Raw genomic sequence first — 11,428 nt, 5'->3', positions numbered from 1 at the left:
GACGCGGTGGCCCCTAGCGCCTCCGGCTCAGCGGTCCCGCGAGGACAGCACGCAGAACTCGTTGCCCTCCGGGTCGGCGAGCACCTCCCAGGTGACGTCCGCACGGTCCTGACCCACGTCGACCCGACGGGCCCCGAGGGCGACCAGGCGGTCGATCTGCGCCTGGCGGTCGTCGCTGACGTGCGGGGCGAGGTCGATGTGGAGACGGTTCTTGACCTCTTTGCCCTCGGGCACCGGGACGAACACCAGCCCGGGCGGGGTGGAGGCCCAGCGGTCGGCCGCGATCGGATCCTCCGACAGGTCCCGTGGGACGACGGCGACCTCGTGCTCGTCCTCGTAGACGATGTGCCAGTCGAGCACCTCGACCCACCAGCGGGCCTGGGCGGCGATGTCGTGGCAGTCGATGACGATGGTGTACCAACGCAGGTTCATGCCCCCAGCCTCCCAGCGGATGCGGACGATCTGCGTCCTGCTCTGGGACGACCGTGCGCGCCGGCCCTGGAGGTCCAGGGCCGGCGCGCACGGCATACGGCAGGTCAGGCGGTGGCGTCGCTGTCCCCGACCGTGGCGCGGCCCGCCTCGAGCCGGGCGACCGGCACGCGGAACGGCGAGCAGGACACGTAGTCCAGCCCCACGGAGTCGAAGAAGTGGATCGACGCGGGGTCTCCACCGTGCTCGCCGCAGACGCCGAGGTGGATGCCGGGGTTGCCCGCGCGGCCGCCCTCGGCGCCGAGCTGGACCAGCCGACCCACGCCGGTGCGGTCGATCGTCTCGAACGGCGACACCGTGAAGACGCCCTTGTCCATGTAGTTGGTGAAGAACGCCGCCTCCACGTCGTCGCGCGAGAAGCCCCAGGTCGTCTGGGTCAGGTCGTTGGTCCCGAACGAGAAGAAGTCGGCGGACTCGGCGATGCGCTCGGCCGTGAGGGCGGCGCGCGGCAGCTCGATCATGGTGCCGATCGGCATCTGCAGCTCGACGCCCTGCTGCTCGGCGACCTCGGCGATGATGCGCTCGGCCTCGTCCCGGATCAGGTCCAGCTCGTTGATGGAGCCCACGAGCGGCACCATGACCTCGGGCCGGGGGTCGCCCCCCGCCTGCTTGCGGATGGCGGCGGCCTCGGCCAGCGCCCGCACCTGCAGCGCGAACAGACCCTTGACGGTCAGGCCGAGGCGGACGCCGCGCAGACCGAGCATCGGGTTGGACTCGTGTTGCTTGCGCACGGCCGTCAGCAGCTCGACGTCGCGCGCGTCGGGCTCGCCCTTGGCCTCGGCGACCGCGACCTTGACGGACAGCTCGGTCAGGTCGGGCAGGAACTCGTGCAGCGGCGGGTCGAGCAGGCGCACCGTCATGGGCAGCCCGTCCATCGCCTCCAGCATCTCGACGAAGTCCTGGCGCTGCAGCGGCAGCAGCGCGTCGAGCGCCGACTGCTTGTCCTCGTCGGACGTGGCGAGGATCATCCGCTCGATCAGCACGCGGCGGTCCCCGAGGAACATGTGCTCGGTCCGGCACAGGCCGATGCCCTGGGCGCCGAGCTGCCGGGCGCGGCGGGAGTCGTCGGCGGTGTCGGCGTTGGTCCGGACGTCGAGGCGGCGGACCTTGTCGGCGTGGGTGAGCAGCCGGTCGACCGCCTTGACGAGCTCCGTGGTCTCGTCGTCGAGACCCTCGACACCCCGCTCGATCCCCTCCTCGAGGTAGCGCATGACCGGGCTGGGGACGACCTCGAGCTCGCCCTCGAAGACCTCGCCGGTGGCGCCGTCGATGGAGAGCCAGTCGCCCTCGCCGAAGGTCCGGTCGCCGACCACCATGGTCTTGGCGTTGGCGTCGATCTGGAGCTCTTCGGCCCCGCACACGCAGGTGCGGCCCATGCCGCGCGCGACGACGGCGGCGTGGGAGGTCTTGCCGCCGCGGGCGGTGAGGATGCCGACGGAGGCGATCATGCCCGACAGGTCGTCGGGGTTGGTCTCACGGCGGACGAGCAGGACCTTCTCCCCCGCCTCGGCCTTGGCCACGGCGGCCGCCGAGTCGAAGACGATCGTGCCGACCGCTGCGCCCGGGGAGGCTGCCATGCCCCTGGTGAGCAGCGTGCGATCCCCGTCGGGGTCCAGCTGCGGGAACATCAGCTGGACGAGCTGCTCTCCGGTGACCCGCTCGAGGGCCTCGTTCATCGTGATGAGCTGCTCGTCGACCAGCTGACCCGCGATGCGGAAGGCCGCGTTGGCGGTGCGCTTGCCCACGCGGGTCTGCAGCATCCAGAGCTTGCCCCGCTCGACCGTGAACTCGACGTCGCACAGGTCGCGGTAGTGCGTCTCGAGCAGGTGGAGGTTCTGCTCGAGCTGCTTGAACGGCTCGGGGTGGTGGGTGCCCATGTCGGCCAGGGACATGGTGTTGCGGATGCCGGCGACGACGTCCTCGCCCTGGGCGTTGATCAGGTAGTCGCCGTAGTGGCCCGAGTGACCGGTGGAGGGGTCGCGGGTGAACGCCACGCCGGTGCCGGACGTGTCGCCCATGTTGCCGAACACCATGGTGCAGACGTTGACGGCGGTGCCGAGGTCGTGCGGGATGCGCTCGCGGCGGCGGTAGAGCCGGGCGCGCTCGGTGTTCCACGACTTGAACACCGCGATGATCGCCATGTCGAGCTGCTCGCGCGGCCACTGGGGGAAGTCCCGGCCGGTCTCGTCGCGGACGATCTGCTTGTACTCGTCGACCAGCTCACGGAGCGCGTCGACGCTGAGCTCGGGGTCGGTCTTGGCGCCGTGCTCGTCCTTCTTGGCGTCCAGGGCGTCGGCGAACCGGCTCGACTCGATGTGCATGACCGTGGCGCCGAACATCTGGATGAGCCGGCGGTAGGAGTCCCAGGCGAACCGCTCGTCGCCGCCGATGCGGCCGAGCCCCTCGACGGAGTCGTCGTTGAGACCGATGTTGAGGACCGTCTCCATCATCCCGGGCATGGAGAACTTGGCTCCGGACCGCACGGACACGAGGAGAGGGTCGTCGGCGTTGCCCAGCCGACGACCCATCTTCTGCTCCAGGAGGCGGAGCTCCTTGGTGACCTGGACCCCGAGCTCCGCGGGGGCCTGGCCCTGCTCCAGGTAGGCCCGGCAGGCCTCGGTGGTGATGGTGAAGCCGGGTGGCACCGGGAGGCCGAGCTTGGTCATCTCGGCGAGGTTGGCACCCTTGCCCCCGAGCAGGTCCTTCTGGTCCTTGTCACCGTGCTCGAAGTCGTATACGTACGTCGTCATCGATCGTCCCCTTTGACAACCTTCTGGTCACGAGCCGTCGGTGCTCGCCCTGGTGGCCCCAACCTAGCCCGGTCCTCGCAGGCACCCGAGCCGGGGGTCGGTGGTGCAGGTCACATCGCGTCAGAGGACGCCGGGACCGGGCTCGCCCTCGCGCCAGTGCCGTCGGCAGAGCACGCGGTAGGTCGCGCCCGCGCCCCCGCCCAGGTCGCCCACGGCCACCTGCGAGCCCGACCGGATGACCTCGCCGCCCTCGATGCGGGCGTTGACGCGGCCCGCCTGGCCGCACCAGCACAGCACCTCGACGAGGTCGAGGATGTCGTCGGCGAGCTCCACGAGCCGCTGCGAGCCGGGGAAGGTGTGCGAGTCGAAGGCCGTCAGCAGCCCGAAGCAGTCGACGTCGACGGCCATCTGGTCCACGAGCAGGGCGAGCTCGTCGACCTGGCCCGGGGTGAGGAACTGGGCCTCGTCGACGATGACGAAGCCGCGAGCAGGGAGGGCCTCGCCGACGGTCGCGACGAAGTCGGTCTCCTCGGTGAACTCCCGCGCGGACACCGACAGGCCGAGCCGGGACGAGAGGGTGCCGGACCCCGCGCGGTCGGCGGAGGTGAAGATGAGGCCGGGGCGGCCCGCCTGCCGTCGGTGGAAGCCGACCTGGATCGCGAGCGCCGACTTGCCCGCGCCCATCAGCCCCGCGTGGAAGCGCAGGCGACCGACGGCGGGCGCCAGGTGGCAGATGCCGAAGAGCGGGTTCTGGTCCGGGCTCGGGCGGACCGCATCCTCGTCGTCCATGTCGTCACCGTCGTCACCGTCGATCATCAGCTCTTCCTCGCGGGCCAGGTCAGCAGGGGTATGGCGGTCTCCTGCTCGGTCACGGACCCGTGCACGCCGAGCAGACCCATCAGCTCGGGACGCATGATGCGCGAGTCGACCACCGCCATCGACCCCGTCATGGCGACGACCACGTCACCGATGCGCGGCACGACCGCCGGGCCGACCACGCCGAACCAGCCCTCGTCGACGACCTGCTCACGCGTCCTGACGAGCGCGTCGTCACCGAGCCGGGCCGCCCAGCGCTCGACCATGGCGGCGACGGACGAGGCGCCGGGGTCCTCGGCATACAGCTGGAGGGAGCGCGGCTCGCCCCCGACGTGGCGCACGCCGGCGGCCAGGTCCGGCTCGGCCGCGACGTCGAGGCGACGGTCGAGGGGCACGTCGACCATGCCGTGGTCGGCGGTGACATGCAGGGCGCAGTCCTCGGGCAGCAGCCGGCGCAGGCGGGCGAGCTGGTCGTCGACGTGCTCGAGCTCGGCGGTCCACTCGGGCGACTCCCAGCCGTGGACGTGGCCGGTCTTGTCGAGCTCGCCCCAGTAGAGGTAGACGAGGGTGCGAGGCGCCGCCGCCGCGGTGCGCGCCGCGACCTCGACCCGCGCGTCCAGGTCCTTGGCACCGAGGAAGGCTCCGCCGCGCAGCGCCGCGTTGGTCAGCCCGGACCCGTCGAAGTAGTGCGGCCCGATGCGGGTCACCGCGACGCCGGCGCGCTCGCAGCGCTGCAGGACGGTGTCGTGCGGCTGCCACACGAAGGGGTCGACGCCCTCGTCCCAGGCCAGCTCGTTGAACGTGCGGTCCTCGCCCGGCACGAGCACCTGGTAGCCGACGAGGCCGTGGGCGCCCGGCGGCAGGCCGGTGCCGAAGGTCCCCATGCTCGTGGCCGTGGTGGAGGGGAATCCCGCCTGCAGCCCCGGCGAGCCGGTCATGGCGCCGCGCAGGAACGGCGCGTGCCCGCGGCGCGCCTCGAGCAGGTGGCGGCCGAGCCCGTCGACGAGCACCACCACGGCGCGCCGCGAGCGCGGGAGCGTCAGTCGCCCCACCTCGCGGGGACCCAGGTCCACCCCGAGGGACCGTGCCACCCCGGGCAGCACGTCGGCGAGCCCCAGGCCGGTGTAGGCGTCCGCCAGCCGGGCCACGACCTCCCGCCGCACGTCAGCGACCCGTGGCGAGGGACAGCGCGCGCGCGAACGCCCGGGCCTGCGCCACGGCCTCGGGGCCGTCGGCGTCCGAGCTCACGCGGAACGAGATGTCGTCGCTGGAGATCGTGCCCTCGTAGCCGTGGTCGGCGTCGCACTCCGGGTTGTCGCAGTCGGCGGGCATGAGGTCCACGCGGTTGACCGCGCCCCACCCGAGCGAGACGGTCACCTCTCCCCCGAGGCTGCCGGGCCGGTATGACGTCGCCGACGCCACGACGTGCGTGAGCATGACCCCGCGGACCGAGGACAGCGGCACCGACTCGGAGGTCGCCGTCACGACGGTGTCGACGGGGCGGTCGGCCGCGCGTCCGGTGCGGGGCACCCCGGCGGACGAGGCGGCGTCGACGTGGTCGTCCACGTGCCCCACCACGAGCCGCGAGGGCGTCAGCACGAGGACCGTGACGTGGCGCAGGATCCCGTCGTGGTCGAAGGTCGTCTCCTGGTGGACCAGGTGCTCGACGACCTCCTCGCCGCAGGCGGCCTCGGCGACGACGTCGGCCACGAGGGCCGGGTAGTAGCCGGCCCGCTCGATGTCACGCCGCAAGGAGTGCGGGAGCAGGTCGGCCGGGGTCTGCGAGGCGCGAGGCATGGCCGCCATTGTGGCACCTGCGAGCCGTCAACCCGTCATGGCTCGACGGTCGGAGTCCGTGCGCAGCCCGGGCCGGGCCAGCGTGATCTCGGCGCCCAGCACGTCGACGCCGCCGGGGCGGGCGTTGAGGGGGTTGAGCTCGAGGGCGGCGACCTCGGGGAAGTCGTCGGCGAGCACGGAGACGCGTCCGACGACGTCCTGCAGCGCCGCCAGGTCGACCGGCTCGGCGCCGCGGTGCCCGTCGAGCATCGGGAAGGCCTTGACCGTGGTGACGAGCTCCCTGGCGTCGCGGTCGGTCAGCGGGGGGATGCGGTGGCTGACGTCCCCGAGGAGCTCGGTGGGCGCGCCGGCGACGGAGAAGCTCACGACGGGTCCGAAGAGCGCGTCCTCGGTGGAACGGACCACGCAGGCCACCCCGGGCCCGGCCATCGCCTGGACGACGAGGGCGAGGTCGCCGAGGGAGCCGAAGCGCGTGACCAGGTGGCCGTAGGCCTCGCGCACCTCCTCCTCGTCGTCGAGGTCCAGCCGGAGCGCGCCGAGCCCCGGCGAGTGCCGCAGCACCTGGGAGACGGACTTGATCATGACGGGATAGCCCACGACGGCGGCGGCCGCGACCGCCTCGTCCGGCGACAAGACCCGCACGCGGCGCCATACGGGCACGCCGTAGGCCGCGAGGAGGTCGTGGGCCTCGTCGTCGGTGAGCGCCCGGCCTTGCGGCGCGTCCTGCAGGACGCCGTCGATCACGGCGAAGGCGGCGTGCCGGTCGATGTCGTCATAGCTCACCCGCTCGCCCTTGTCGGCCTCGCGCCAGGCGGCGTACCGGACGGCCTGGTCGAGGGCGAGGACGGCGTCCTCGGGCATGGGGTATGCCGGGACCGACCCCACGTGACCAGGACCCTCACCGGTCCGGGGGTCCGCGACGCCCCGCATGCCGAGGAAGGTGCCGAGGACCGGCTTGTCGCTGCCGGCGGCCACCTGCGCGACGGTGCTGACGATCGACTCGTCGGCGGTGACCAGCGGGGGGATGAAGCAGGTCAGCACGGCGTCGACGGCGGGGTCCTCGAGCGCGGAGCGCAGCGCCTGGGCGAAGGCCTCGGCCGTCGCCTCGGGAGCCAGCGACACCGGCCCGTGGGTGACCTCGAGCCCGCGGTCCAGGCAGGCGTCCCCGGTGAGGGCGCCCAGCGCGTGCGCGTTGCCGACGATCGCGACCCGACGCCCCCGGGGCAGCGGCTGGGAGGTCACGAGCGCGGCCACGTCGAAGAGCTGGTGGACGTTCTCGACGCGCATGACCCCGGCCTGGGTCATCATCGCGTCGAAGGCCTCGCGGGGCACCCGGGTGGGGCGGACCGGGTGGCCGGGCGGGACCGAGTAGCCGGAGTAGCCCGACTTGACCACGATGACGGGCTTGGAGGCCGCGAGCTGACGGGCGATGCGGGAGAACTTGCGGGGGTTGCCCACCGACTCCAGGTGCATGCCCACGGCCTCGGTGCCCGGGTCGTCGATGAAGTACTGCATGAGGTCGTTGCCGGAGACGTCGGCGCGGTTGCCCGCGGACGCGAACACCGAGACGCCGAGGTTGCGCCTCTGCGCGGCGTCCAGGACCGCCACGCCCAGGGCACCGCTCTGGGCGAACAGCCCCAGCGTGCCCGGCTTGGGGAGCCGGGGTGCAACCGTGGCATTGAGGTGCAGCGCGTTGTTGGCGACGCCGATGGTGTTGGGCCCGACGACGCGCAGCCCGTTGGCGTGGGCGTGCTGCAGCAGCGCGCGCTGGCGCTCCTGCCCCTCGGGACCGGACTCCGCGAAGCCGGAGGACGCCACGACGAGGGACTTGACGCCCGCGGCGGCGCAGTCGTCGACGACGCCCAGCACCTCGGACGCCGGGACGGCCACCACCGCGAGGTCGACGGGCTCTCCGATCGCGCTCACCGAGGGGTGGCACGGGACGCCGAGCACCTCGGACGCCGTCGGGTGGACGGCGTGCAGCACCCCGGTGTAGCCGCCACGCAAGAGGTTGTCGAGGATCAGGTGGCCGAGCGCCTCGACGCGGGGACTGGCGCCCACGACGACCACCGAGGCCGGCTCGACGACGGTGCGGATGCTGGCCGCCTCCGAGCGGTGCTCGCGCGAGAGCCGCACGAGCTCGGAGCGCACGGTGGGCCTGATCTGGAAGGTGACGGCGATTACGCCGTCGTCGAAGTGGTGCTTGACCTCGTAGCCGGCGTCGGTGAAGACCTTCATCATCTTGCGGTTCTGCGGCAGGACGTCGGCCACGAACTCCTCGACGCCCAGCTCCTGGCCGATGGCCGCGAGGTGCTCGAGCAGCACCGAGCCGATGCCCTTGCCCTGGTAGTGGTCGGAGATGTTGAACGCCACCTCGGCGACCCCCGGGCGGATCGTGTCGTAGCGACCGATCCCGATGATGTCGTCGCGCACCGTGGCCACCAGCGCCACCCGGTCGACCTGGTCGACCTCGGTGAAGCGGGTCAGGTCCTTGGCGCTGATCTCCTTGATGGGCGCGAAGAACCGCAGGTAGATCGACTCGGCCGACTGGCGCGAGTGGAAGGCCTGGACGCGGTCCCGGTCGTCGGGGCGGATCGGGCGCAGGTGGCACACCGACCCGTCCCGCAGGACGACGTCCGCCTCCCACGAGCTGGGGTCCGAGACCCCGAGCCGACCGGGTCCGTGGCTGCCACGCTGCACGCTCATGCGGTCAGGATCCCACGTCGCGCGTCAGGGCGCTCCGGCGACCTGGACCTTGCGCCACGTCAGGCCGTCGTGGCTGCCGAGGTAGTAGGCGCCCCGCTCGCCGCGCGGCACGGCCAGGAAGCCGCCGGCCTCGTGGCGCAGGGCCACCCAGCCGTTGCGGGCGGCCGGAGGCTTCGTGGGCGCCGCGAAGGTGGCGCCCCCGTCGCGGCTCGCCTGCAGCACGTATGACGTGGGGGACGCCGCGACGACGTGCTGGTCGTCGGAGGGGGCGACCAACGCGTTGGCCGGCACGCCCTTGGCCGGGTCCATCGCGGTGAAGTCCCAGGTCCGGCCGCCGTCGGCACTCATCACGAGGCTGAGATCGGCCGAGCCGGCGGCAGACCCGATGGAGCAGCGGGCGTAGAGGTACTCGCCGGCCGGCCGCGAGATCTGCAGGCCCATCGAGTTGGGGCACCCCTCGTCGATCGCCGTGAGCGGCGTGGCCACGCCGGTCGCGGACACGGACGCGGCCTGCATGCCCTGCGGGCCGCGGTCGGTCCCGACGATCCCCGAGACGAGGACGTTGCCGTCGTGCCAGCCGAGGTCGACGCGCTGCACCGGGGCATCCCCCCGCGTCGTCGGCACCCGGACGTCCACCGGCACGGTGCCGTCGAGCTCGGCGCGGCGCACGAGCACGGCCTGGCCACAGGCCCGGGCCCCGCACTCGTCGACGGCGGCCACCGCGACCTCGTCGTCGGTGGCCTCGACGGCGAGCACGATCGCCCCCGGGTGGGCGGCGGGGCTCCAGGTGCGCCCGCCGTCGGTGGTGCGCAGCAGCGCCCCGCCGTAGACCCAGCCGTTGAGGTCGTCGGCGAAGACGACCTCGGAGAGCGTGCGGGGGGTCGGCCGCGCGGAGGCGTCGGCCCGGTCGAGCACGGTGTGCTGGGGGAAGACGGCCGTCACGCGCCAGCTGCGCCCGCCGTCGGTGCTGGTCGCGCGGACCGGGCAGGTGGTCGCGCCGGCGCAGCTGCCGCTGCCCAGGGCGTGCAGCGGTCCGGGAGCGGTCGTGCCCGGCTTGCGCGCCTGGGTCACGGCCCCGACGTCGAAGCCCGCCGGGACCCGCTGACCCACCTGGGCGGTCGAGGCGTCGGTGGCCGGGGCCACCGAGGAGGACCGGTCAGGAAGGAGGCCGCCCTGCTGGGCGACCACCACACCGCCGCCGACGGCCGCGACGGCGGCGGTCGCGGCGATGGTCTGCCACCGCCCACGAGGGCGGCGAGCCCCCCGACCCTCGCGGGCGATGCGCTGCCAGCGCAGGTCGTCGGCCGGCAGCGGGGTGATGCCCTCGCGCTGGGCGCGGAAGAAGTCGGCGACGGGATCGTGCTGGTCGAGCCGGCCGTCCTCGTCACGGTAGGGCTCGTCACGGTAGGGCTCGTCACGGTAGGGCTCGTCACGGTAGAGGTCGTCGCGGTAGGGCTCGCCGCGCTCGCCGAAGGACTCGCCGAAGGGATCGCGACCGCGGGGTCCCGGGTCGACGGGCTCATCGGACTCCCTCCAGGATCGGGGCGAGGCGGGCCCGCGCGTCGTACAGGTCGCGCTTGACCGCGCCCTGGGACTTGCCGAGCTGTTCGGCGTCCGTGGCCACCGGCCGGTCGGCGAAGTAGTGCATCATGACCGCCATCCGCAGCCGGTCGGGCAGCGACTGGACGGCGTCACGGACGGTGAGCGTCGTCGAGTGGTCGGTGGCGACGGTGGTGGTCTCGTCGCCGACCTTGCCGTAGGCGATCGCCTCACGACCGCGCTTGCGCCAGTGGTCCCGCACGAGATTACCGGTGGCGGTGTAGAGCCACGCGCGCGGCTCGTTGACCGAGTCGACGTGCCGCAGCAGCTTGACGAACGCCTCCGTGGCGAAGTCGTGCCCGAGGTCGGGGTCCCCGGCGAGCTTGGTCGCCCAGCCTGCGAGCATGCCGTAGTGCGCGCGGTAGATCTCACGCACGGCGTCCTCGGTGGCCGTCTGCGGACGCGCCACGATCCTCCCTCCCCACACCCGGGGGACGTCGAGGGCGATCGTTGCTGTGGTCATGCCCCTTCGACGTCCCTGTCCCCTCATGGGTTGGGTGCTGATCCAACGCGGTCACTATGTCACGCTCTGGTGATGGACCACGGCACCCTCGTCACCACGCGTCGCATGCGCCGCCGCTTCGACCCCGACCGGCCCGTCCCGCGCGAGGTGCTCGTCCGCGCGCTGACCGAGGCGACGCACGCGCCGAGCGCCGGCTGGGCCCAGGGCTGGGACTTCGTGGTCCTGGCGCGGCGGCCAGACGTCGACCGCTACTGGGAGGCGACCCGTCGACCCGGACCGCCCGACGCGTGGCTGCGCGGCCTGCTCACGGCGCCCTGCCTGGTCCTGGTGTGCAGCGACCCCGAGAGATACCTCGACCGCTACGCCGAGCCGGACAAGGGGTGGCAGGACCGGTCCGTCGACCGGTGGCCGATCCGCTACTGGGACGTCGACGCCGGGATGGCGGCCCTGCTGGCCCTGCTGGCGGTCCACGACGAGGGGCTCGGCGGACTGCTCTTCGGCGTGCCCGGCGACCGCCATGACGCCGTGCGGGAGGCGTTCGGCATACCGGCCGACCGGCGCCTGGTGGCGACGCTGGCCCTGGGACATCCCCACCCCGACGGCGACCGCGGGACGAGGGGCAGCGCGTCCCGGGCGCGTCGGCCCGTGTCCGAGGTGGCCCACGAGGGCACCTTCGGGCGGCCGTTCCTCGCCGAGCGGCCCACGTCGACCGGGTATGCCGAGCCGAGCTGACCACCCACCACGGAGTCCGGTTGCCCCTGATCGGACATCGCTAGCGCCCGGTCGGACACAACTCTTGTGCTCGACC

General features: G+C 73.0%; 9 protein-coding genes. 1 reads left to right on the top strand and 8 read right to left on the bottom strand.

Annotated elements, in window-relative coordinates; translation table 11 throughout:
* Nucleotides 1-27 precede the first annotated feature (27 nt).
* The 8 genes from K313_RS0100760 to K313_RS19505 form a co-directional block, all read right to left on the bottom strand.
* Nucleotides 28-432, bottom strand: coding sequence for a VOC family protein (locus K313_RS0100760; protein WP_029210017.1), 405 nt, complete (start codon nucleotides 430-432; stop codon nucleotides 28-30).
* Between the two features lie 104 nt (nucleotides 433-536).
* Nucleotides 537-3,239 carry a pyruvate, phosphate dikinase gene (gene ppdK, locus K313_RS0100755; protein WP_029210016.1) on the bottom strand — a complete coding sequence of 901 codons (2,703 nt, stop codon included), beginning with the start codon at nucleotides 3,237-3,239 and terminating at the stop codon, nucleotides 537-539.
* Between the two features lie 120 nt (nucleotides 3,240-3,359).
* Nucleotides 3,360-4,055 (bottom strand): thymidine kinase, encoded by a 696-nt coding sequence (locus K313_RS0100750; RefSeq protein WP_029210015.1) that lies wholly within the window; start codon nucleotides 4,053-4,055, stop codon nucleotides 3,360-3,362.
* Nucleotides 4,055-5,218, bottom strand: a complete 1,164-nt coding sequence (locus K313_RS0100745) for an alkaline phosphatase family protein (protein WP_240483909.1) — start codon at nucleotides 5,216-5,218, stop codon at nucleotides 4,055-4,057. The genes K313_RS0100750 and K313_RS0100745 overlap by 1 nt, the downstream gene beginning before the upstream one ends.
* 1 nt (nucleotide 5,219) lies before the next feature.
* The gene (locus tag K313_RS0100740; RefSeq protein ID WP_019284742.1) at nucleotides 5,220-5,861 is read right to left on the bottom strand and encodes a DUF5998 family protein; all 642 of its coding nucleotides are present in this window, start codon (nucleotides 5,859-5,861) and stop codon (nucleotides 5,220-5,222) included.
* 18 nt (nucleotides 5,862-5,879) lie between these two features.
* Entirely contained in the window at nucleotides 5,880-8,558 is a 2,679-nt protein-coding gene (locus K313_RS0100735) for a bifunctional acetate--CoA ligase family protein/GNAT family N-acetyltransferase (RefSeq protein ID WP_029210013.1), read from the bottom strand.
* A 24-nt stretch (nucleotides 8,559-8,582) separates the two neighbouring features.
* Complete coding sequence (locus K313_RS0100730; protein ID WP_156911080.1) at nucleotides 8,583-9,746, bottom strand: beta propeller repeat protein; 1,164 nt, start codon at nucleotides 9,744-9,746, stop codon at nucleotides 8,583-8,585.
* A 331-nt stretch (nucleotides 9,747-10,077) separates the two neighbouring features.
* Nucleotides 10,078-10,620: an RNA polymerase sigma factor gene (locus K313_RS19505; protein WP_029210011.1), complete on the bottom strand. Its 543-nt coding sequence runs from the start codon at nucleotides 10,618-10,620 to the stop codon at nucleotides 10,078-10,080.
* A gap of 72 nt (nucleotides 10,621-10,692) precedes the next feature.
* Here K313_RS19505 and K313_RS0100720 point away from each other — a divergent pair, with 72 nt between their 5' ends.
* Complete coding sequence (locus K313_RS0100720) at nucleotides 10,693-11,352, top strand: nitroreductase family protein (protein WP_029210010.1); 660 nt, start codon at nucleotides 10,693-10,695, stop codon at nucleotides 11,350-11,352.
* Nucleotides 11,353-11,428 lie beyond the last annotated feature (76 nt).

The sequence above is a fragment of the Arsenicicoccus bolidensis DSM 15745 genome (assembly GCF_000426385.1).
In the GTDB taxonomy this organism is placed as follows: domain Bacteria; phylum Actinomycetota; class Actinomycetes; order Actinomycetales; family Dermatophilaceae; genus Arsenicicoccus; species Arsenicicoccus bolidensis.
Note: the sequence above shows the minus strand (reverse complement) of the source record. Positions and strands in the feature narration are given on the sequence as shown.

Bases quoted from the DNA above. Each gene is read 5' to 3' on its own strand.
- K313_RS0100760 (WP_029210017.1), bottom strand. From the start codon at position 432: ATGAACCTGCGTTGGTACACCATCGTCATCGACTGCCACGACATCGCC.
- ppdK (WP_029210016.1), bottom strand. From the start codon at position 3,239: ATGACGACGTACGTATACGACTTCGAGCACGGTGACAAGGACCAGAAG.
- K313_RS0100750 (WP_029210015.1), bottom strand. From the start codon at position 4,055: ATGATCGACGGTGACGACGGTGACGACATGGACGACGAGGATGCGGTC.
- K313_RS0100740 (WP_019284742.1), bottom strand. From the start codon at position 5,861: ATGGCGGCCATGCCTCGCGCCTCGCAGACCCCGGCCGACCTGCTCCCG.
- K313_RS0100735 (WP_029210013.1), bottom strand. From the start codon at position 8,558: ATGAGCGTGCAGCGTGGCAGCCACGGACCCGGTCGGCTCGGGGTCTCG.
- K313_RS19505 (WP_029210011.1), bottom strand. From the start codon at position 10,620: ATGACCACAGCAACGATCGCCCTCGACGTCCCCCGGGTGTGGGGAGGG.
- K313_RS0100720 (WP_029210010.1), top strand. From the start codon at position 10,693: ATGGACCACGGCACCCTCGTCACCACGCGTCGCATGCGCCGCCGCTTC.